Source organism: Embleya sp. AB8 (genome assembly GCF_049739465.1).
Lineage (GTDB): Bacteria > Actinomycetota > Actinomycetes > Streptomycetales > Streptomycetaceae > Embleya.
Genome location: NZ_JBMHHY010000023.1, coordinates 1 through 22,532, shown reverse-complemented (window position 1 = coordinate 22,532; position 22,532 = coordinate 1). Strand labels below are relative to the sequence as shown.

At 71.4% G+C, this 22,532-nt stretch carries 18 protein-coding genes; 8 read left to right on the top strand and 10 right to left on the bottom strand.

Annotation, left to right across the window (positions count from 1 at the left end):
- Positions 1-261 precede the first annotated feature (261 nt).
- Positions 262-816 carry an Rv3235 family protein gene (locus ABIA38_RS30830; RefSeq protein ID WP_424642160.1) on the top strand — a complete coding sequence of 185 codons (555 nt, stop codon included), beginning with the start codon at positions 262-264 and terminating at the stop codon, positions 814-816.
- Positions 817-1,289: 473 nt separating this feature from the next.
- Here the strand turns inward: ABIA38_RS30830 and secA are convergent, their stop codons facing one another.
- Complete coding sequence (gene secA / locus ABIA38_RS30825; protein WP_424642159.1) at positions 1,290-4,058, bottom strand: preprotein translocase subunit SecA; 2,769 nt, start codon at positions 4,056-4,058, stop codon at positions 1,290-1,292.
- Between the two features lie 139 nt (positions 4,059-4,197).
- Between secA and ABIA38_RS30820 the strand changes: the two genes are divergently transcribed.
- Positions 4,198-4,728, top strand: a complete 531-nt coding sequence (locus ABIA38_RS30820; protein WP_424642158.1) for a GNAT family N-acetyltransferase — start codon at positions 4,198-4,200, stop codon at positions 4,726-4,728.
- A 28-nt stretch (positions 4,729-4,756) separates the two neighbouring features.
- Positions 4,757-5,998 (top strand): winged helix-turn-helix domain-containing protein, encoded by a 1,242-nt coding sequence (locus ABIA38_RS30815; protein WP_424642157.1) that lies wholly within the window; start codon positions 4,757-4,759, stop codon positions 5,996-5,998.
- Positions 5,999-6,363: 365 nt separating this feature from the next.
- On the opposite strand, the gene ABIA38_RS30810 is transcribed toward ABIA38_RS30815, so the two are convergent.
- From ABIA38_RS30810 to ABIA38_RS30780, 7 genes are all read right to left on the bottom strand, one after another.
- The gene (locus ABIA38_RS30810) at positions 6,364-7,074 is read right to left on the bottom strand and encodes a response regulator (RefSeq protein ID WP_424642156.1); all 711 of its coding nucleotides are present in this window, start codon (positions 7,072-7,074) and stop codon (positions 6,364-6,366) included.
- Between the two features lie 219 nt (positions 7,075-7,293).
- On the bottom strand, positions 7,294-7,974 hold the full coding sequence (gene hpf / locus ABIA38_RS30805; RefSeq protein WP_424642287.1) for a ribosome hibernation-promoting factor, HPF/YfiA family: 681 nt from the start codon (positions 7,972-7,974) through the stop codon (positions 7,294-7,296).
- The gene (locus ABIA38_RS30800) at positions 7,862-8,227 is read right to left on the bottom strand and encodes a phosphoribosyltransferase family protein (RefSeq protein WP_424642286.1); all 366 of its coding nucleotides are present in this window, start codon (positions 8,225-8,227) and stop codon (positions 7,862-7,864) included. Before ABIA38_RS30800 ends, hpf begins: the two co-directional genes overlap by 113 nt.
- A 665-nt stretch (positions 8,228-8,892) precedes the next feature.
- A complete protein-coding gene (locus ABIA38_RS30795) occupies positions 8,893-10,668 on the bottom strand; it encodes an LpqB family beta-propeller domain-containing protein (RefSeq protein ID WP_424642155.1) in 1,776 nt (591 codons plus the stop codon).
- Positions 10,665-12,449: an MtrAB system histidine kinase MtrB gene (gene mtrB / locus ABIA38_RS30790; RefSeq protein ID WP_424642154.1), complete on the bottom strand. Its 1,785-nt coding sequence runs from the start codon at positions 12,447-12,449 to the stop codon at positions 10,665-10,667. Before mtrB ends, ABIA38_RS30795 begins: the two co-directional genes overlap by 4 nt.
- 22 nt (positions 12,450-12,471) lie before the next feature.
- Complete coding sequence (gene mtrA, locus ABIA38_RS30785; RefSeq protein WP_026219725.1) at positions 12,472-13,149, bottom strand: MtrAB system response regulator MtrA; 678 nt, start codon at positions 13,147-13,149, stop codon at positions 12,472-12,474.
- 5 nt (positions 13,150-13,154) lie between these two features.
- Positions 13,155-13,415 carry a hypothetical protein gene (locus ABIA38_RS30780; protein WP_424642153.1) on the bottom strand — a complete coding sequence of 87 codons (261 nt, stop codon included), beginning with the start codon at positions 13,413-13,415 and terminating at the stop codon, positions 13,155-13,157.
- A 491-nt stretch (positions 13,416-13,906) separates the two neighbouring features.
- On the opposite strand from ABIA38_RS30780, the gene ABIA38_RS30775 reads away from it, so the two are divergent.
- The 5 genes from ABIA38_RS30775 to ABIA38_RS30755 are packed head-to-tail and all read left to right on the top strand — an operon-like array spanning position 13,907 to position 19,606.
- Positions 13,907-15,538, top strand: a complete 1,632-nt coding sequence (locus ABIA38_RS30775) for a hypothetical protein (RefSeq protein WP_424642152.1) — start codon at positions 13,907-13,909, stop codon at positions 15,536-15,538.
- The gene (locus tag ABIA38_RS30770; protein ID WP_424642151.1) at positions 15,535-16,200 is read left to right on the top strand and encodes a DUF4129 domain-containing protein; all 666 of its coding nucleotides are present in this window, start codon (positions 15,535-15,537) and stop codon (positions 16,198-16,200) included. Before ABIA38_RS30775 ends, ABIA38_RS30770 begins: the two co-directional genes overlap by 4 nt.
- A complete protein-coding gene (locus ABIA38_RS30765; protein WP_424642150.1) occupies positions 16,197-17,339 on the top strand; it encodes a DUF4350 domain-containing protein in 1,143 nt (380 codons plus the stop codon). The genes ABIA38_RS30770 and ABIA38_RS30765 overlap by 4 nt, the downstream gene beginning before the upstream one ends.
- Positions 17,336-18,304, top strand: a complete 969-nt coding sequence (locus ABIA38_RS30760) for an AAA family ATPase (RefSeq protein WP_424642149.1) — start codon at positions 17,336-17,338, stop codon at positions 18,302-18,304. The genes ABIA38_RS30765 and ABIA38_RS30760 overlap by 4 nt, the downstream gene beginning before the upstream one ends.
- Positions 18,305-18,310: 6 nt before the next feature.
- Entirely contained in the window at positions 18,311-19,606 is a 1,296-nt protein-coding gene (locus ABIA38_RS30755; protein WP_424642148.1) for a DUF58 domain-containing protein, read from the top strand.
- Positions 19,607-20,840: 1,234 nt separating this feature from the next.
- Here ABIA38_RS30755 and ABIA38_RS30750 read toward each other — a convergent pair.
- Together ABIA38_RS30750 and ABIA38_RS30745 are read right to left on the bottom strand one after the other, a co-directional pair.
- Complete coding sequence (locus ABIA38_RS30750; protein WP_424642147.1) at positions 20,841-22,238, bottom strand: glycosyltransferase 87 family protein; 1,398 nt, start codon at positions 22,236-22,238, stop codon at positions 20,841-20,843.
- Between the two features lie 9 nt (positions 22,239-22,247).
- Positions 22,248-22,532, bottom strand: a 285-nt coding sequence (locus ABIA38_RS30745; protein ID WP_424642146.1) for a hypothetical protein, incomplete at its 5' end; no start/stop codon positions are given.

Sequence of the window (22,532 nt, the reverse complement as noted above, 5' to 3'; positions counted from 1 at the left end):
GAAGGCGACCGGGGCAACGGCCGACCCACCGCCACAGTGCGTGAGTCGACGCGCGTCAGCGTAATCACTTAGGGCGATCGAACCCGGCGCCACCCCGGAAACACCGGCCACGGATGGTCACCACGAGTGCCCAGACGAATGGTTGACCGAAAGCTCCCGGCCGGCTAGGAAGTCCCTGCACACGACCCGGTCGGGGGAACGAGCGGGACGACGTGCGCGCACACCGACGCCTGCCTTTTTTCACCTTTTCGGGGAGGACCCATGGTCCACAAGAACACGCCACCGCACCTGTACGTGGTACCCGCGCCCGCCGCCGAGACCCCCTTCGACCCGCCCACGGCCGAGGTGGTCCCACTACGCCCGTGGGCCCACCGCCGCCCACTCGTGCACGGCACGCTCGCCCTGGCCGGCCCCGCTCCCGAGCCCGCGCTCCGGCCCGCCCTGCGCCTGATCCACACCCCGGCCGACCCGGACCCCGCCGAGGGCCGCCTGCGCGCCCGCCGCCTGGCCCACGCCCTGGCCGAGATCGCCTCCGGCCTACGCGCGATCAGCCAACTGCGCCCACACGCCTCGGCAGCGGTCTACACCACCACCCAACACCTGGTCCGCCGGCTGGCCGCGCGCAAAATCGGCCGACTACGCGTCGAATCCTGCGGCGCCCACGCCCCGGCCGACGGCGTAGCCGAGGCCTACGCCCGCCTACACGCCCAGAACTGGATCCTGACGGTCGCCTTCCGCCTGGAACGAGACGCCCCAACCCGCCACCCGACCAACACGTGGCTGTGCACCGCCCTGGAACACGACAACCGAGCCTGACCCCAAACAAAAGAGACCCGGACCGCAACCAACGCACCCCAGCCGGTGGGCCCACGGACAGACGCCCCGCAGCCCCTCGGCCGAGGTCCGCAAAAATCCAGCCCGTCCGGCGCTTGAGGACAATGCAGGCTGCGGGCCGGCCAACCCACCAACCAAGTCATCCGCAGCCCTCGGCCAAAGGCCCGCAATCCCCCCGGCCCGTCCGGCGCTTGAGGACAAGCAGGCCGCAGGCCGGCCAAGACCGACCCACCCAAACCGCAGCGGGGCCCGGACCGAAACCACCGATCCGGGCCCCGCACACCACCACACGTCAAGCCACAACGCCCGCCGACCGGGCCGTCCACAGCCCTCGACCAACGAGCCATCCGCAGCCCTCAACCAAAGGTCCGCAAACCCCCAGCCCGTCCGGCGCTTGAGGACCAGCGGGCCGCCGGCCGGCCAGGACCGACCCGCGCCACCGCCGCGAACGCCGCCTACTTCTTCTTGCGCTTCGCGCGTTGCGCCCGCCGCCGCTCCGCGCGAGTCGCACCCTCGTCCACCTCGACATCGTCCTCGTCGAAGCTCTCCTCGGAGGTGATCACGCCACCCTCGCCGTCGATGGTCGGCGCGCTGTACTGAAGGTGTGCCGGCCGCTGCGGCGCGTCCAGCCCCTTCGCGTGGATCTCCGGCAGCGGCGCGGCCTTGTCGATCGAGATGCTCGGCGCCTCCGGCACCTGCTCGATCTCCACCTCGACGTTGAAGAGGTAGCCGACCGACTCCTCCTTGATGCCCTCCATCATGGCGTTGAACATGTCGAAGCCCTCGCGCTGGTACTCCACCAGCGGGTCGCGCTGCGCCATCGCGCGCAGCCCGATGCCCTCCTGGAGGTAGTCCATCTCGTAGAGGTGCTCACGCCAGCGGCGGTCCAGCACGGACAGGATCACCCGGCGCTCCAGCTCGCGCATGACCTCCTCGCCGAGCTTCTCCTCGCGCAGCGCGTACGCCGCCTGCGCGTCCGCCCGCAGCAGTTCGACCAGCTGCTCGGTGTCCAGCTCGGAGCGGTCGCCGAACTCCTCCTCGACCTCCTCGATCGTGATGCTGACCGGGTAGAGGCGCTTGAGGTTGGTCCAGAGCGCCTCCAGGTCCCACTCCTCCGCGAAGCCCTCGGTCGCACCGTGCACATACGCCTCGACGGTGTCGTCGATGAAGTGCCCGATCTGCTCCTGCAGGTTCTCCCCCGCGAGCACCCGGCGCCGCTCGCCGTAGATCACCTCGCGCTGCCGGTTCAGCACCTCGTCGTACTTGAGCACGTTCTTGCGGATCTCGAAGTTCTGCTGCTCGACCTGGGTCTGCGCGGACTTGATCGCGTTGGAGACCATCTTCGACTCGATCGGCTGGTCCTCCGGCACGTTGGCCAAGGTCAGCACCCGCTCGACGATGTTCGCCTTGAACAGGCGCATCAGGTCGTCGCCCAGCGAGAGATAGAACCGCGACTCGCCCGGGTCGCCCTGCCGGCCGGAACGACCACGCAGCTGGTTGTCGATCCGTCGCGACTCGTGCCGCTCGGTGCCCAGTACGTACAGGCCGCCGAGGTCGGAGACCTCCTCGTGCTCGGCCTTGACCGCCTTCTTGGCCTTCTCCAGCGCGGCCGGCCAGGCCGCCTCGTACTCTTCCGGCGTCTCGGTCGAGGTCAGCCCGCGCTGCGCCAGTTCGGCCGCGGCGAGGTGGTCGGGGTTGCCGCCGAGCATGATGTCGGTACCGCGGCCGGCCATGTTGGTGGCCACCGTGACCGCGCCCTTGCGGCCCGCCTGCGCGACGATCTGCGCCTCGCGCTCGTGGTGCTTGGCGTTGAGCACCTCGTGCGGCACGCCGCGCTTGCGCAACTGGGCGGAGAGGTATTCGGACTTCTCCACGCTGGTCGTGCCGACCAGGACCGGCTGGCCCTTCTCGTGCTTTTGGGTGATGTCCTCGACCACCGCGTCGAACTTGGCCTCCTCGGTCTTGTACACGAGGTCGGACTGGTCCACACGCTGCACCGCGCGGTGCGTGGGGATCGGCACCACGCCGAGCTTGTAGATCTGGTGGAACTCGGCGGCCTCGGTCATCGCCGTGCCGGTCATGCCGCCGAGCTTCTTGTACAGGCGGAAGAAGTTCTGGAGGGTGACGGTGGCCAGGGTCTGGTTCTCGTCCTTGATGTCCACCCCCTCCTTGGCCTCGATCGCCTGGTGCATGCCCTCGTTGTAGCGGCGACCGGCGAGGATGCGGCCGGTGTGCTCGTCGACGATGAGCACCTCGCCGTCCACGACCACGTATTCCTTGTCCCGCTTGTACAGCTCCTTCGCCTTGATGGCGTTGTTCAGGTAGCCGACCAGCGGGGTGTTGACCGCCTCGTAGAGGTTGTCGATGCCCAGGTAGTCCTCGACCCGGCCGACGCCCGACTCGTGGATGGCGACGGTGCGCTTCTTCTCGTCGACGTCGTAGTCGCCGGTCTCCTCGATGCCCTTGAGCGGGTTGGCGGCCTCGCCGCGCTTGAGCCGCTTGACCATCACGGCGAAGTCCGCGTACCACTTCGTGGCCTGGTCGGCCGGGCCGGAGATGATCAGCGGCGTACGGGCCTCGTCGACCAGGATCGAGTCGACCTCGTCGACCACGGCGAAGAAGTGGCCGCGCTGCACCAGTTCGTCGGCCGACCACGCCATGTTGTCGCGCAGGTAGTCGAAGCCGAACTCGTTGTTGGTGCCGTACGTGATGTCGTAGCCGTACGCCTTGCGCCGCTCGTGCGGCGGCATGTTGGCCAGGATGCAGCCCACCGACAGGCCCAGGAAGCGGTGCACCCGGCCCATCCACTCCGAGTCGCGCTCGGCCAGGTAGTCGTTGACGGTGACCACGTGCACGCCCTGGCCGGCGAGCGCGTTGAGATAGGCGGGCAGCGTGGAGACGAGGGTCTTGCCCTCACCGGTACGCATCTCGGCGATGTTGCCCAGGTGCAGCGCGGCGCCACCCATCAGCTGCACCTTGTAGTGCCGCTGGCCCAGGGTGCGGCGCGCGGCCTCACGAACGGTGGCGAAGGCTTCCGGAAGCAGGTCGTCGAGGGTCTCCCCGTCGGCGTAGCGCTGCTTGTACTCGTCCGTCAGTGCCCGAAGCTCGGCATCGGAGAGGTCCTTGAAGTCTTCTTCGATCGACTCGATCTGATCTGCGATGCGGTTGAGCTTGCGCAGGATTTTGCCCTCGCCGGCGCGCAGGACCTTGTCGAAGATAGACACGCTGGATGAGCTCCTTGCCCGACGGCGCCCGCCCGCCTTTCGGACGTGACGGCACGGCGGGGCCCGTCCCGCCGATACGGCCATCGTATGCGAGGAGGCAAGCCGGGATCGAGCCTCGCGGGCCGGCACAGTGACGGGCATGGAACCTGTGGAGATCGCGGCGGGCCGCTTTCAGCTCCGCCCCTGGAACGAACACGACGCCGACGTGCTCACCCGCGCGCTCGGCGACCCTCGGATAGCACACCACCCGCCCGAGCCGGAGGACGCGGATCCGCAGGCGTGGCTGGCCGAGCGCGAGCGGCGCTGGGCGAGCGGCGAGGGGCCCTCGTTCGCCGTGATGGACGCGGTGACCGGCGAGATCCGGGGCCATGTGGCGCTGCGCAACGTGGCCCCGAGGTGGCGCACGGCGGAGATCGGCTACTGGACGCTGCAGGACGCACGTGGTCGCGGGGTGGCCCGGCACGCGGTGGGCGCGCTGACCCGATGGGCGTTCGGCGCACTCGACCTGCATCGCGTCGAACTGCGCCACGCGGTCGCCAACGAGGCCTCCTGCGCAGTGGCGAAGGCGTGCGGATATGCACTCGAAGGAGTACTCCGGGGCTGCGTCACCGGCTTCGACGAGGACTTCACCGACGTCCACCTGCACGCCCGGCTCGCCACGGACCTCTGATGCGAACATACGTTCTAAGGTGGCGCCCATGACCACACCGCCGCCTCCCGCCGCCCAGGTCGAGCTCACCGCCGACGAGGCCCGCCGGATCGTGCTGGCCGCACAGGGTTTCCTGGGCGCCCCCGATCGCCGCGCGGGCGTACCCGGCGTGCTGCGCGCACTGGGCGCGGTACAACTCGACACCATCTCCACGCTGGCCCGCTCGCACGAATTGGTGCCGTACGCCCGCCTGGGCGCGATCGGCCGCCCGGCCGTCGAGGCCGCCTACTGGGCGGGCGACACCGCGTTCGAGTACTGGTCGCACGCGGCCTGCGTACTGCCGATGTCCACCTGGCCGGACTTCGCCTTCCGCCGCCGGCACTTCCGCGGTCGCGGCGGGCTGTGGAACCACCGGGTCACCGAGGAGGCGTACAAGACCGTCCTGGAGCGCCTCCGCACCGAGGGCCCGCTCACCGCAACCGCCCTGGGCGGCGCGCTGCAAACATCGGGGGACGACCCCCGGACCCCCGAGGCCAAGGGCGAATGGTGGGACTGGAGCGACACCAAGATCGCCGTCGAACGCGCCCTGGCCTTCGGCGACGTCGTCTGCGTGCGCCGCGAGGGCTGGAAGCGGGTGTACGACCTCCCGGACCGGGTGATCCCGGCCGCGCTGCTCGCCGAGGACCCCGACGACGCCGAGTGCCTACGCCGCCTGGTCCGCCTGGCCGGCCGCCAACTGGGCGTGGCCACCCGGACCGACCTGATGGACCAGTACCGGCTGACCCGAGCCCAGGTGGACGCCGCACTGCCCGGCAGCGGCCTGATCCCGGTCACCGTCGCCGGTTGGGGCGAGCGGGCCGCCCGCGAGGGCACCTGGGCCGACCCGGACGCCCTCGCCGCTCCCCCACGCGGCCGGCACCGCACCACACTCCTGTCCCCGTTCGACTCCCTGGTGTGGGACCGCCCGCGCACGGCCCGAGTCTTCACCGGCTTCGAACACCGCCTGGAGGCCTACGTACCGGCCGCCAAGCGCGTACACGGCTACTTCGTCATGCCACTACTCGCCGGCGGCCGACTACTCGGCCGAGTCGACCCGGCCCGAGACGGCCAAACCCTGGTGGCCCGCCGCGTGTCCTTCGAATCCGGCCCGAAGATCCCCACCCGCACCCTCCAGTCGATGTCCGAAGCCCTCCGCACGGCCGCGGAATGGGTCGGCTGCACCAACGTCCGCATAGAACAACTGACCCACGAACAAACCAGAAAGCCCTTGACCGCCCTACTCGCAAGCTGACCCGGCTCCGCCGCCACAACCCCAAGCGCCGACCAGGCCACCAACAGCCCGGCCGGCGCTTGAGGCCAACCCAACGCAACCAAAGCCCAAGGCCGGCCGCACACTTCCAGCCCCGCCGGCATTTGAGACCACCTCAGCGCAACCAACACCCAAATCGAGCCGCACACTTCCAGCCCGGCCGGCGTTTGAGGCCAATCCAGCCCCGCCGGCGTTTGAGGCGACCAGCCCGGCCGGCACTTGAGGCCACCTCAGCGCAACCAACGCCCAAGCCGAGCCGCACACTTCCAGCCCGGCCGGCGTTTGAGGCCAAGTAGCCCGGCCGGCGCGTGAGGCCAAAATCAGCCCGGCCGGCGATTGAGGCCAAATCAGTCGCCGATCTCCAAAATCTTCTCGCGCATCGCGTAGACCACGGCCTCCATCCGAGAGTGCAACTGCAGCTTCTCCAAAATGTTCCGCACGTGGTTCTTCACCGTGTTCTCACTGATGAACAACTGCTTGGCGATGTCGCGATTGTTGCGCCCGGTCGCCACCAACCGAAGCACCTCGATCTCGCGATCCGTCAACCGAGGCGCCGGCACCAACCGCCGCTCGTCGTCCCGCCGACTCATCGACTTGAACTCGGTGAGCAGCTTGACCGCCATCGACGGACTGATCTGCGACTGCCCGTCGGCCACCGCGCGAATCGCCGAGGCCACCTCGCCGTGCGAGATCTCCTTCAGCAGGTAACCGGTCGCGCCGGCCTTGATCGCGTCGTAGAGGTCGGCCTCTTCCTCGCTCATCGTGAGCATGATGATCTGCGTACTGGGCGCGACTTCCTTGATCGCCGTACAGGCCTCGATGCCGCCGCGTCTGGGCATCCGCACGTCCATCAGGATGATGTCCGGCAACAGATCCTGCGCGGCCTCGAGCGCCTCGGCGCCGTCCCCGGCCTCGCCCACCACCGTGATGTCCGGTTCGGGTGCGAGCACGATGTCCAGACCCCGGCGAAACAGATCGTGGTCGTCGACCACCAGCACGCGAATCGGTTCGCCCGCTGAGCCGTGCTCCACGCGGGTCGGAACGAACTGTTCACCCACCGTGTTTCCCCCCTGGGTCGGCACGATCCGTGTCCAGGACATGATCCCACGTGATCGCCACGACGCCAGGCCCTGATGGGCGTTATGTGCGGAACCTACTTGCGATGCGGAACATTCGCCAGGCAACGCCAGGGTCGAAGACGCAACCGGCGCCGAAACCTCGGGGGGTTTCGGCGCCGAATCACGGCCGAAGGGCACGCGTCGACGGCCCGACCGCTGCTACTGCGGTCCGCCGTCCTCGCGGTCCTCGGGCTTGAGGTGGATCACACCGTAGTCGTAGCCGTGCCGGCGGTACACCACGCTCGGCCACTTGGTGCTCGAATCGATGAACAGATAGAAGTCGTGGCCTACCAACTCCATCTCGTACAGCGCCTGGTCGAGCGCCATCGGACGCCCGGCGTGTACCTTCTCGCGAACCACGAGGGGGCCTTCGCCATCCACCTCGATCGGGCCCGCCATGTGCGGCTGGGGCCGGAGTTCGCCGTTCTTCACTGCCTCGATGTCTTCCGCTGACGCCACCACGGCCCCGTTGAGCCGGTCGGCGTGGTTGATCTCCGCAGTGGCCGCGCCCACCGATACGGGGGAGCGGTGACCATGGTGCACGCGCCGCCGGTCGGCGGCCTTGCGCAACTGCGCTTCGAGCCTCGCGCACGCCATGTCGAGTGCGGCGTATGGGTCGGACGCGGCGGCTTCGCCCCGGATGACGGGACCGCGCGTGTTGAGCGTGATCTCCACCCGGTCCGAACGCTCCGCCAGCCGCGGGTTCCGCTCCTTGGACACCTCCACGTCAACGCTGATCACCTTGTCGTCGAGCTTGCGGATCTTGTCCAGCTTCTCGACGCAGTGCTTGCGGAAACGCTCGGGTACCTCGGTCTTGCGGCCCTTGACGACAATGTCCACGCAGAACTCCATCCATTGCGCCATGCCGGAGGGCTGGGCACCCGTCCGGCCGACCAGGTCGACGATGGCCCTGCTCCGCCCCGCGCCGCCGGGCGGTCGCGGCCACCACGGCCGCCGCCTCGACTCGCCCTCCCACGGCTCGGACCGCACGGGTCGCCTCCGCGAGAGTTGCGCCGGTGGTGCAAACATCATCGACGACGATCACCACACTAATGCCCGTAAACAAGGGCGCCAACCTGGTCGAAACGATCATTGCTCGACCGACGTTCATCCTCCGTTCATGTGCGGAAAGGCCCGCCTGGTCCCGAATTCGACGGGTATGACGCAGTGCCGGCAGCACCCGCGCCGGCACGCCGGCCGCGCGCAGTCGCCGGGCGGCACGCAGCGCCAACTCACCCGTTGCGTCTCGGCCGCGACGCCGCAGCGCGGCGCGGGACGAGGGCACCGGGACCAGCAGGCACGGCCGGTCCGGATCGGTCAGCCCGGCCGCGGCGGCGCGGGCGAGCGCGTCCCCCAGCGGGTGGGCCAGCCGATGGGCGCCGCGCTCCTTGTACGCGGCCAACACCGAGCGCACCGGCTCCTGGTAGGCGGTGATCGCGTATACCGGCGGCAGGCCCGGCGGGGCGGGCGTGGGTCCGGCGGGCCCCGGCGCCGGGGCGAACACCTCCCGGCACCGCGCGCACAGCAGCGCGCCGGGCTCGGCGCAGCCCGCGCACCGCACGGGAAGCACCAGGTCGGCCCAGGTCGCGAGCACCCGAAGCGGTTCCATCTCCCCAAGCTCGCACGCCGGGCCCCGAAGCGGACCGGGCACCGCCGGAACCACCCGATCCGGTCATGGCGCGCCCTGGCGAACCCGCGCGCCGAGACCCGAGCGAGGTCCAGGGCGTGTCGTCAAGCCCTGGGTCGTGTCGTCAAGCCCTATCCGGGATAGACCGGATACAGCCCGCTGTGCACCTTGGTCCAGTTGTTGCCCTGGGACAGCTGGTAGATGTTCTCCTCGCCCGAGTCGGCAAGCAGCGGCTGGTCCGCGCCGTCCGGGGCGGCGATCCGCAACATGCCGCTGACCGGGGCGATCGAGACCGAGATGCCGCCGTCGATGTCCACGATCTGCGGCTGCAGCGCGCCCTGACCGTCCTTGCCGAGCACCGCGATCCGGTCCGCGCCGTTCCAGGAGATCGCCTTGACCTCCACCAGCGAGGGGAGCACCGAGCGCGGCGCGGCGATCGTGATGGCCGGCGCGCCGTTGCTGACGTGCCGCTCGACCCGGCCGATCAGCACCTTGGCGTTGTCCACGATCAGCGCGGCGCGGGTGCCGTCCGGGGACAACCGCAGGCCGGTGATCCGGGACGCCGGTACGTCCGGTACGTCGACCGAGACCTGGGTGACCTGGTGACGCTCGTCCTCGTACAGCGCGAGCACCCGTTCGGCGTTCTTCGTCCGGTCCAGCACCCACAACACGCCGCGGCCGTCCCAGGTCGGGCTGAGCAGTGCGGCCGGGCCCGCGCTCAGCCATTCCTTGACCTCGCCGCGGCCGTCCACATCGCCGACCACCAGCTTCTGGCCGCTGGTGTCGATGCCGGCGATCCGGCGCCGGAAGGGGTCTCGCGAGACGGCGATCTGGTCGACCTTGTAGGTGCCGTCACCGAACGGGCCGGGCAGTACGGGCGGATTGCCGTTGGGGCCGGGCACCACGTTGACCACGTTGCCCTTGGCGATGAAGTAGCCGGTCGGCGCGGCGATCTTGGCGGCCCGGCCGGGGTCGTACTGCGCGGCGTCGGCGTCGGAGAGCGAGCACATCGGCGAGCCGCCGCCGGTGATCGAGACCCGGTCCACCCCGGAGACCTGACGCAGCGTGTAGAGCAGTTGCGCGGCCATCCGCTCACAGCCCTTGGTCTGGGCCAGCTTGGCCTGCCGGTTGAGCTGGATCCGGGCGATCCGGTTGTCCTCGATCGTGACGACCCGGTCGGCGGGCTCGGTGCCCGCCGGGAACGCGGTCTCCACCACCGGGCGCAGCCAGTCGGTGGGGCCGTCCACGAGCTGTTGCACCAGCGCCGAGGTCAGGCCGACCCGACTGCGCAGGTAGACCGGGTCGGGGACGAGCATGTCCTTGCCCACCGGCAGCGCGGTGGCGAACCAGTAGGTGTTGACCGAGCGGTAGATCCGGTGGAACTCGGCCTTGGACAGGATCAGTCCGTCGGGCAGGTCGGCGATCCGCCACTGGTTGTCGGTACCGAGGCGCACCTGCAACATCGCGTGGTAGGACGTGCCCGCCTGCTGCTCGGGCTGGTAGGCGTTGCGGCCGTCGACCGTGCCGATCCGGGTGCCGGACACCTCCGCCAGGTAGGTCTTGTCGTCGCCGCCGGGGACCGGTTCGATCCTGGCGATCGAGTCGAGCACCACGATCTCGCGGGTGGGCACCCACTTGGCCCGGGCCTCCGGGGTCAGGTAGGCGCGCGCCGTCGCGTAGTCCGGCTCGTCGCTGGTGACCGCCTCCAGGAAACCCGCGACCATGCCGCGCGGCTGCTCGCCGGGCTTGGGCGGCACGGCGAACACCCGTACCTGCTGCTCGGAGCCCTGGTCCTTGGTACCGCCCTTGCCCGCCTCGCGCACACTGCCGCTGTGCGGCATGGACGCGCACGAGGTGAGCACGCACAGCAGGCCCAACAGGGCCAGGAACGGGGTGATGCGCCTCATCGATTGCCTCCCGCCGGGCCGACCGCACGCACCCCGCGCCGATAGGGCGAACCGGCCGGGCCCAGGCCCCGGTTGGCCCGCGAGTCCTCGGGCTCCAGCGGCAGCGGCGAGCGCACCAGTTCACCGCCCGCGGTCTTGGGCAGGCTCAGCCGAAATTGCGAGCCGCCGCCGGGCTCCCCCCACGCCTGCAGCCAGCCCCCGTGCAGATGCGCGTCCTCCAGCGCGATGGAGAGCCCCAGACCGGTACCGCCGGTGGTCCGGGCCCGGGCCGGGTCGGCCCGCCAGAAGCGGGCGAACACCAGCGAGGACTCGCCGGGCTTGAGCCCCACGCCGTAGTCGCGCACCGCGACCGCCACCGAGTCCTCGCCGCCGGCGACGGTGACCACCACGTCGTGCCCCTCGCCGTGCTCGACCGCGTTGACCACCAGGTTGCGCAACACCCGGTCGATCCGGCGCGGGTCCACCTCGGCCACGCACGGCTTGTCCGGGGCGCGGATCACCAGCCGGCTGCCGCGCCGCTCGGCCAGCGGCTCGGCGCCCTCGACCACCCGGCGGACCAGGTCGCGCAGGTCCACCGGCTCGGCGTCGAGCACGGCCGCGCCCGCGTCGAACCGGCTGATCTCCAGCAGGTCGGACAACAGCGCCTCGAACCGGTCGAGCTGGTTCTGCAGCAGCTCGGCCGAGCGCCGGGTGGCCGGGTCGAAGTCCTCGCGCGCCTCGTGCAGCACGTCGGCGGCCATCCGCACGGTGGTCAGCGGCGTACGCAACTCGTGCGAGACGTCCGAGACGAAGCGGCGCTGCACGCGCGAGAGTTCCTCCAGCTGTCTGATCTGGTTCTGCAGGTTGGAGGCCATCTTGTTGAACGAGGAGCCGAGCCGGGCCAGGTCGTCCGCGCCGACCACGCGCATCCGCTCCTCCAGCCGCCCGGCGGCCAGCCGCTCGGCGATCCGCGCGGCCATCCGCACCGGGGTGACCACCTGCCGGGTCACCAGCGCCGCGATCGCCACCAGGAGCAGCACCAGAAAGACCCCGGCGGTGGCCAACGTGCTGCGCACCAGGCCCAGGGTCTTCTCCTCGGGGCCGAAGGAGAAGAAGTAGTAGAGCTGGTACGACCCCCCGTCGGGGTCCTCCAACTGCGCGCCGACCACCAGACCCGCCTCGCGGGTGGTGCCGGCCGAGCCCTCGCCGCGCTGGCCGTCGCGGACGATCTGGGTGTACTGCAGCAGCGCCACCCTGGGCTTGAGGCCGACCTCCCGGCGCAGCTCGGCGGGCACGCTCTCGTCCGGGACCACGTCACCGGACGCGCGGGGGCTGCGGCCCGAGCCGGGCGGGTTGTCCGCGGGGTCCTGGCTGGTCGCGGCCACGTCGTAGACCCCCTGTCCGCCGCTGGAGAGCTGCTTGACCAGCGCGTTGAGCCAGTCGCCGGTGTTCACCCGGTTGCCCGCCGCCGGGGTGCCGGCCGGCACCCCGGCGGACATCTGGAGATGCCGGCCCGGGCTGGTGGCGATCTCGTCGGCCTGCGCGCGGGCATCGGCGAACCCGCCCTTGGCCTGGGACCGGGCGGAGGCCACCTTCGCGTCGAGCAGGCCGTTGCGGACCTGGCCGACCACCACGACCCCGAGCAGGACCATGACGGCGACGGACAGGACCAGCGTCATGGCCACGACGCGAAACTGGATGGATCTGTTCCACAGCGCCATGCCCCGGCCCACCCCACCGCGCACCCGACGCAGGGCGAGGGACCAGGCCGACGGCGAGGGCGGCCGCCGTGCGGTGCTCATCGGGACGATCTCGATCTCAAGGTCAGGCCGGTCCCGCCTTGTAGCCGACCCCGCGCACGGTGACCACGGTCTCCGGACGCTCGGGGTCGCGTTCGATCTTCGAGCGCAGCCGCTGGACGTGCACGTTCACCAAGCGGGTGTCGGCCGCGTGTCGGTATCCCCAGACCTGTTCGAGAAGCACCTCGCGGGTGAACACCTGCCAGGGCTTGCGGGCGAGTGCGACAAGGAGGTCGAACTCCAACGGGGTCAGCGCGATGTTCTGCCCATCCCGCTTCACGGCGTGGCCGGCCACGTCGATCACCAGATCGCCGATCACCAGCTGCTCCGGGGTGGGTTCTTCGGCTCTGCGCAGGCGGGCCCGCACACGAGCGACAAGCTCCTTGGGCTTGAACGGTTTGATCACATAGTCGTCGGCTCCGGATTCGAGACCGACCACGACATCCACCGTGTCGCTCTTGGCGGTGAGCATCACGATCGGTACGCCGGACTCGGCCCGGATCTGGCGGCAGACGTCGATGCCGTCACGGCCGGGCAGCATCAGGTCCAGCAGCACCAGGTCCGGTTTTACATCCCGGAAAGCCTGGAGTGCCTTGTCGCCGTCCGCCACGAACGACGGCTCGAACCCTTCGCCACGCAGCACGATGCCGAGCATCTCGGACAGTGCGGTGTCGTCGTCAACGATGAGGACGCGTCCCTTCATGTGCATCATCGTCGCATTACCGGATTGTGACCTGCACTCATCCGACCGATTCCGGCCGCGTCCATCGCTGACAAAACGCTCTTTATGGTGACGATTGCCGTGATCGAGGAGGGCGGAGTCACCTCGAACACGGGGTCGTACGCCGCAGCGCCCACCGACGCAACGGACGTTTCGGCCACGCCCGTGGCTTCCGGGGGCGCCCGGCGCTCGACCGCGATGTCCGCGCGGGTCGCGATACGACCACGGGCCGTGATCGAGACGACCACGACGAACGACACCGTGGGCGGGCGGGCACGGCCATGGCGGGTCCGGCGGTGCCGGCGCCGACCGGCACGGACCGGCGCGCGGTCGACGCCGTACGCCGGATTCGCTGCGGTCGGCCGGGCGGTGGCCGGCGCGCACCGCGGCCGGTACGTACCCGCCGGTGTCGCGGCCGGCGCAAGCCCGTACACCCCGGACGGCCCCGAGCCGCGGCGCCCCACGTGTCACCAACCGCCGGATCGCGGCGGGCACTTCGGGCGTATCCGGACGGATCACCTCGGTCGGCTCGACCGGTGACCGCCCCGAGCGAGCGGATTCGGCGCCGGCTCGACCGCGTCCACCCGGCACACCGGAACGAGCGGTGTGCGCCCCACGTTGTCCTCGCGGCCGGTGTCCCCCGGCCGCGAACCAAAACCGGTGACCGCCCGTTCATCAAGGGCCGGCAAAGGCATGCCACGATGAGTCACCACCAGATCAGGACGAGGAGCGCAATCGCATGACGGACTCGCCCGGCCGGCCCGCCCCGGACGCCCCGGGGCCGGACGGAGTACGCCCGGCGGACGACGCCACGTCACCCGACGGGCCCGCCCCCACGTCCCCTTCGCCCGCGCCTGCGCCTGCGCCGACCCCGCCGGCGTCGCCCCCGCCGACGTCGGCATCGGCGGACGAGCCCGCGTCGCCGGGTGAGCCTGCGGCCGCGAACCAGCCCGCGCCGGCGGACGCCCCTTCCTCGGCCGCGAACGGGTCCCCGTCCCCGGCCGCGCCTTCGGCCACGGACCAGCCCGCCTCGGCGGACCAGCCCACCCCACCGGCCCCGTCCGCGTCCTCGGGCGACGCTTCGGCCCAGGCCACTCCCCCGTCGCCGGCCACACCCCCGTCCCTGGCCAAGCCGCCGTCCCCGGGCGAGCCCTCGTCCGCCGGCCAGGGCCCGTCCCTGGACAAGGGCGAGCCCAAGGCCACCGGGCAGACCGGCTCGCCGGCTCCCGCTCCCGGGTGGGCGTCCGTACAGCCGCCCGCCGCCGGGTGGGGGCCGCCCGCCCAGGGGCCCGCGACCGGGTGGGGGCCGCCGCAGTCGGGACCCGATCCGCGCTGGGGCGGCCCGCAGCAGCCGCTGTGGAATGCGCCTCCCGGCTGGAACGGACCCTACGTACAAGCCGCCAAGCCCGGCGTGATCCCGCTGCGCCCGCTGAGCATCGGCGAGATCCTCGACGGCGCGTTCGCCGCCATGCGGGCGCACTGGAAGGTCATGATCGGCATCGCCGTCGTGGTCGCCCTGGTCACCCAGTGCCTCGAGGTGCCGATCACCTGGCTGCTCGACCAGAAGATCTCCCCCAGCGACCTCGGCGACCACCCCACCGGCGACGAGGCGTGGCGCTACCTGCGCGACACCGCCGCGGTGACATTCGTGCCGCTCGTGGTCGCCACCCTGGGCCAGATCGCCGCCACCGCCATGCTCACCGTCCTGGTCAGCCGCGCCGTGATCGCCAAGACGATGTCCGCGGCGCAGACCTGGACAGCGGTCCGCCCGCTGCTCCCGCGCCTGCTCGGGGTCACCTTCGCGACCTGGCTGATCCCGGTCGGCACCCTGCTGATCGCACTGCTGCCCGGACTGGCCCTGCTCGCCGTCGGCGCCGACGGACTCGGCGCGCTGCTGCTGCTCCCCGGCATCATCGGCGGCGTGGTCGCGGCGATCTACCTCTACGTCTGCTTCGCCCTGGCCGGCCCCACGCTGATGCTGGAGAAGCAGTCGATCCGCCGCTCCCTGGAGCGCTCGCGCAAACTGGTCACCGGCTCGTGGTGGCGCGTGTGCGGCGTCCTGCTGCTGATCGCGCTGATCATGACGATCGTCGGCGGCATCATCCAGACGCCGTTCCTGCTCGCCTCCGACGGCTTCTCCGCGCTCACCGCGTCCAAGCCCTCCGAGGTGCCCACCCGCTCGTTCGTCGACCTGCTGATCACCGGCGTCGGCGCGGTGATCTCCGCCGCACTGCTCTACCCCTTCGCGGCCGGCGCCACCGCGCTGCTCTACATCGACCAGCGCATCCGCCGTGAGGCCCTGGACCTCGAACTCGCCCGCGCGGCGGGGATCCCGACCCAGGACGCGGCCTCGGGACCCACGTCGGCGTGATCGGCTTCGCACTCCCGATCCTGGCTCGGGACCGGCCCCCGGTGGACATCTCGCGCGATGACGCGCGGGATGCCGCCCGGGACGAGCTGTCCCGCAGCGAGTACCACCGCAACGACCCCAGTCCGGTCCGCAAGGCGCTGGACTGGGTCTTCGACCGGCTCGGCGAGCTGATCTCGCGAGCCGGCGACCACACCCCCGGCGGCGCTGTCGGCCTGGTGGTGATCCTGCTCCTGGTGATCGCCGCGATCGTGGTACTGCGGATGCGCCTGGGTCCACTGCGCACCGCCCCCCGCGTCGACCTCCCGCTCTACGGCGAGGACGGCCCGCTGTCCGCCGCCCGACACCGCGCCGCCGCCGACGCGCACGCCGCCGCGGGCCGCTGGGACGAGGCGGTGCGCGAACGTTTCCGCGCCATCGTGCGCGCCCTGGAGGAACGCGCCGTCCTGGACGTACGCCCCGGCCGTACCGCCGACGAGGCCGCCGCCGAAGCCGGTCGCGCGCTGCCCGAGACCGCCGCCGAACTGCGCGCCGCGGCGGCCGGCTTCGACGCCGTCCACTACGGCGGACGTGCCGCCGACCCGGCCCTGGACCACGAGCTGCGCGAACTCGACGCCCGCTGCGCCGCCGCCCGCCCGCACACCCGCGAGCGGGTGCCCGGATGAGCAACGTGGCACTGAGCCCCACCACCGACCAACTGTGGCGCCGAATCCGCCTCCCCCTGGCCGTGATCGCACTGATCCTGATCGTGGTCTCCGGGCTGATCCTGATCCGGGGCGACCGATACGAGGGCCGCCTCGACCCGCGCTCCACCGGCAAACAGGGCAGCAAGGCACTGGCCCAACTGCTCCGCGAGCGCGGCGTCGAGGTGAACCTGGCCCGCTCCGCCGACGAGGCGAGCCGCGCGCTCGGCCCCGACAGCACCCTCGTGGTGGCCTTCCCCGACCTGGTCACCGAGCCGCACCTGCGTACCCTCGCCGCCGCCGCGCCCGCCCGTACGGTCCTGGTCCGCCCCGGCGAGGACGCGCTCGCGATCCTGGCCCCCGGCGTACACACCGCCCGCGACGCGGGCCGCCGCACCCTGGAGCCCGACTGCCCGCTCCCCGCCGCGACCCGCGCGGGCGACGCGGACACCGGCGGCGCCCGCTACGACACCGACCTGCTCCCCGGCGCCACCGGCTGCTACCCGTACGCCGGCCGACCGACACTGGTGCTCACCCCGCCGACCGCCGGCCACGACACCGTCGTGCTCGGCTCCACCAGCCCATTGGTCAACGACCGCCTCGACGCCCACGGCAACGCCGCGCTCGCGCTCAACCTGCTCGGCGCCCACCCGCACCTGGTCTGGTACCTGCCCGGCGCCGACGAACTCCCGCCCGCCAAGGACTCGTTGTGGAGCCTGCTGCCCGCCGGGTGGCGCTGGGGCGCCGCCCAACTTGCCATCGCCGTCGTCCTGCTCGCACTGTGGCGGGCCCGCCGGCTCGGCCCGGTGGTGGCCGAACCGCTGCCGGTGGTGGTCCGTGCCGCCGAGACCGTGGAGGGCCGCGCCCGGCTCTACCGCCGGGGCCGCGCCCGCGACACCGCCGCCGAACTGCTGCGCGCGGCAACCCGCGAACGCCTCGCCCGCCTACTCGGCAGCGACCCCACCGAGGCCGCCCTGATCGCCGCGATCACCGCCCGCACCGACCACACCGCCGCGCACCTGCACGCCCTGTTGTACGGTGCGATCCCGGCGGACGACGAAGCCCTCGTCACCCTCTCCGACGAACTCGACGCGCTGATAAGGCAGGTACGCACGACGTGAGCGCACCCGAGCAGACCCGTGGGCCGCGCGACGCCCTCGAAGCCCTGCGCGGCGAGATCGGCAAGGCCGTGGTCGGCCAGGACGCCGCCGTCACCGGTCTGGTGATCGCCCTCCTGTGCCGGGGCCACGTGCTCCTCGAGGGCGTCCCCGGCGTGGCCAAGACGCTGATGGTCCGCGCCCTCGCCCGCAGCCTGGAACTGACCACCACCCGCGTCCAGTTCACCCCCGACCTGATGCCGGGCGACGTCACCGGCTCGATGGTCTACGACGCGCGCACCGCGGCCTTCTCCTTCCGCGAGGGCCCGGTGTTCACCAACCTGCTGCTCGCCGACGAGATCAACCGCACCCCGCCCAAGACCCAGGCCGCGCTCCTGGAGGCGATGGAGGAGCGTCAGGTCTCGGTCGACGGCACCACCCGCCCGCTGCCGGACCCGTTCCTGGTCGCCGCGACGCAGAACCCGATCGAGTACGAGGGCACCTACCCGCTGCCCGAGGCCCAGTTGGACCGCTTCCTGCTCAAGCTCACCCTGCCGATGCCCGAACGCGACGACGAGATCGTGGTCCTGCGTCGGCACGCGGAGGGCTTCGACCCGCGCGACCTCGAGGCCGCCGGGGTGCGCCCGGTGGCCGGCCCCGCGGACCTGGCGGCGGGCCGCCGCGCGGTGGCCGAACTGCGGGTCGAGCCGGACATCCTGGCCTACGTCGTCGACATCTGCCGAGCCACCCGAACCTCCCCGTCCCTGGCCATGGGCGTATCCCCACGCGGCGCCACCGCGCTCCTCGCCGCCGCCCGCGCGTGGGCCTGGCTCGCGGGGCGCGACTACGTCACCCCCGACGACGTCAAGGCGCTGGCCCGGCCGGCGCTGCGACACCGGGTACGACTGCGCCCCGAGGCGGAGATGGAAGGCGCCGGCGCCGACATGGTGATCGACTCCGTACTCGCCCACACCCCGGTCCCGCGTTAACCGCCGATGGCCCTGACCGGTCGCGCCGCTCTGGCCGCAGCACTGGGCGTGTTGGTGGTCGGCCTGCTGCTGCCTTCCTTCCTCGGCCTGGCCGTGGTCGAGGGCGCCCTGCTGCTCGCCATCCTCACCGACCTGCTCCTCGCCGCCGGCGTCCGCGGCCTGACCTTCGAACGCACCGGCGACACCGCGGTCCGCCTCGGCGAACGCGCCGAGGTCACGCTGACCGTCACCAACCCGGGCACCCGCCCGCTCCGCGGCCGACTGCGCGACGCCTGGCCACCCAGCACCGGCACCACCACCCAGCGGTACGACCTGGCCATCCCGGCCGGCGAGCGCCGCCGGCTCACCACGACGATGACCCCGACCCGCCGCGGCGACCGCCACGCACACCGGGTCACGGTGCGCTCGGTCGGCCCACTGGGCCTGGCCGCCCGCCAGGGCTCCCACCAAGTACCTTGGCGCGTACGGGTGTTGCCCGGCTTCCCCAGCCGCCGCCTGCTCCCCTCCAAGCTCGAACGCCTCCGCGAACTCGACGGCCGCTCGGCCCTGCTCACCCGAGGCGCCGGCACCGAATTCGACACACTCCGCGAATACGTCCCCGGCGACGAAGCGAAGTCCATCGACTGGCGCGCCTCCGCCCGCAACCAGGGCGTCGTGGTCCGCACCTGGCGTCCCGAACGCGACCGGCACATCCTGGTCGTCCTGGACACCGGCCGCACCTCCGCCGGCCGCATCGGCGACGTCCCGCGCCTGGACGCCGCGATGGACGCGACACTCCTGCTGACGGCGGTGGCCAACCACGCGGGCGACCGAGTCGATTTGCTCGCCTACGACCGCCGAGTCCGCGCCGAGGTCCGCCGCGCGCCCCGAAACGCGATACTCCCCGCCTTCGTCCAGGCGATGGCCACCCTGGAGCCGGAACTGGTCGAGCCCGACGCCCGCGGCCTGACCGCCGAAATCCTCCGCCGCTCCCCACGCCGCGCACTGATCGTCCTGATCACCGGCCTGGAACGCGAGGCGATCCAGGAGGGCATCCTCCCGATACTCCCCCAACTCGCCGCCCGCCACGAGGTGATCGTGGTCGCGGTAGCCGACCCGGCAATCACCGAAATGGCCACCCACAGAGGCACCCCAACCGCCATCTACGAGGCCGCAGCCGCCGAAAAAGAACTGGCCGAACGACGCACCACGGCCACCGACCTACGCCGCCGAAACGTCACGGTGGTAGACGCCCCTCCCCACGAACTGGCCTCAACCCTGACCGACACATACCTGTCCCTGAAACTGGCAGGACGCCTGTAGCAACGACGACTCGGCGGGGGGACGAAGGCTACTGCGGTCGCGCCGGTCTGCTGGGTGGCCGGTGCTGCCTCGTTGGCTTTTGCTGATTCGTGGTCGGGGGCGGTTGGCGGGTTGGGCGTGGCGGTGTTGGGCTGCTGTCGTGGTTGGCGCTGGGTCCGTTCGGCGGGGCTGGGTCGTGGGGGTGCCGCCGTGTCGTCGTTGCTCGTCCCCTCCGGGGCCCGGGGTCTTTTGCTTGGTGCTCCGCATCCGTTGTTGCCCGTCCACTACGTGGCCGTCACTGCCCTGGTCGGCATCCCCTGGCTCGCGATCGGGAGCCGTTGTCCGCTTGGCGGCCTCGGTGGCCGGTGGCCATGCCGCGTTTCGCGGCCCGTCACGGCTCCCGCTCTCTCCTCGGGTCCGAAAACGGATCGCGACGAGACTCCCAGGGCTTGGGTCGATGCGTGACCTGCGGTTTTACCCGGCGCTCGGGTCTGCGCGAGCCGGCGAGTGCGGGTTTCGTGCCCTCCGAGTCGAAACCGAGGCACGACAAGGCAGAAAAGGCCGCGCACCCCGCTGAAACCCGAGCGCTGGAGACACACCCGACCCAAGACCCCGAGCCGGCGCTCCACATGCACACCGCAACACCCGCCACCCAACCCCAGCGGGGCCGGAACGCCTGCGCAGCGGCCGAACACCCCGACGCCCCACGGACAACGGCTCCCGACCGCGAGTCAGGGGAAGCCAACGAGGGCAGTAACGGCCACGTAGTGGACGGGCAACAACGGATGCGAAGCACCAAGCAAGACCCCGGCCCCGGAGGGGACGTGCAACGACGAGGCGGTGGCAGCCGCCACGAGTCGGCCCCGCCGAACGGACCCGGGGCAAGCGCAGCACCAGCCCAACCCCACGACGCCAAGCGGCCAACCGCCCCCGACCACGAGTCAGAGGAAGCCGTCCAGGGCAGTAACGGCCACGTAGTGGACGGGCAACAACGGATGCGAAGCACCAAGCAAAAACCCCGGCCCCGGAGGGGACGAGCAACGACGACACGGCGGCACCCGCCACGACCCAGCCCCGCCGAACGGACCCGGCAGACCCGCGGAGCGGCCCCGCAACACAGCCCGCCACGAACCTGGTTGCGCCACCTGCCCCGCCGCGGCCCCCGGATGGTTGCTGGGCAGCCCCCCGGCAGCGTTCCCGCGCGAACCGTGCCCGAGGACTCCGGCCCCGGCGCTCCATCGCTCCGCCGTCCCGCTCAACGCCTGCGAAGTTTGTCGCCCCCGTCGGCGATCAGTTTTCCGTCCCGCCCGTAAGCCATGAGCAGGGCGTGGTCGGTGTTGGTGGCGGCGATCGAGAAGCCACGGGCGCCCGCGATGCGGCGGTCCTCGATCGGTGTGGACGGGGTCATGCCGGGAAGTTCGTGCCGTGGGGCGCGTACCGGTCCGTTGCCGGGGCCGGGTTGGGGCAGGAGGGGGACGTCGATCGCCTTCGTGCCCTCGACGGGGACGAAGACCAGGCGGGCCACTTCCGGGCCGACCTGACCCTGAATGGTGTCCATCCCGCCCGGACCACCCGCCCCACCACCGAAGTTGAGCTGCCGTCCGCCCACCGGATCCACCACGCTCCGGCACGCGTAGCCGACGGTGCCGTCCGCCCGTTGTACCGACCCATACGATTCGCACCCGTCCGTCGCCGGCCCCCACAACGCCTCGTCGCGATGATCGGGCGTCTCGAACCGCACGTCGATCGGCGATTCCCGGACCAGGAACACCACCGCGCCAGCAACCACCGCGATGACGCCCGCGTACACCATCGCCGTGCGCGGGCGTACCACCAACCGCACGCCCGGCAGGAGTCCGACGGTCGCCGGGGCCCGGTCCCGCAGCGGCGCGAGCCCCCACGTGCACACCGCGAGCGCCGCGAACAGCCGCACGTTCTCGCGCGCGAACCCGCCCGGAAGCCACCCGCCCACGCTCACCGTCATGGCCACGAGTAGCACGACACCCCACGCCACCCGCGCCTTGCGCGGGCCCGCGATCAGCAGGGGGCCCGCCAAGACGAGCCACACCTGGTGGTGCGTCCACGAAACGGGAGAGGCCACCACCGTCGCGCACCCCACGACCACCACGCCATGCGTCGTACGACCCTCGCGATGGCACTCACGCGCGCCGATCAACGCCACCACACACACCATGGCGGACAGGACCAACCACGCCACAGCACGCTCCGGCGGCACCACCCCGACCCGGATCAGCGCGCCGTTGAGCGACTGGTCCCCGGTCGCGGCCAGGTTCCCGATCCGCGAGGTGCTGAAGATCGCGTCGGTCCAGAACGTCGCGGACGCGGCCGGCCACACCAGGTGGGCCAAACCCGTACAGGCCACGAACGACACGCCCCCGCGCACCGCGTCGCGCCGTCGACCGGTGATCCACAGATACAGCAGGAACAACAACGGGGTCAGCTTGATCGCCGCAGCGACCCCGATCAACACCCCGCGTACCGGACGCGGCGTCAGATCAAGCGCGTCCACGAACGCCAACAGCACCAGGAACACACTGACTTGGCCCAACCTCAGGTTGCTCTGCACCGGCGCCGACAACATCAAGACCGCGGCCCCCACGAGCATCGGCGTCAGGAACCAACGCCGCCCCACGATCCCGTGCTACGCAACAAGTGCAGCCACAGTCCCGACAACCGCCACCAGCGTGGCCAGGGTCCACACCACCCGCGCGACCGGCTCCGACACCCACCCCAACGGCCAGAACACCACAAGCGCGAACGGCAGATAAAGAAACTGCGCCGAAGTTCGGAGCACCAGGGTCCGGAAAACGCAAAAGGCCCGCCCCCGAAAAGGGGCGGGCCTTCCACACGAAAATTCCGGCGGCGTCCTACTCTCCCACACCCCTTCGAGTGCAGTACCATCGGCGCTGGAGAGCTTAGCTTCCGG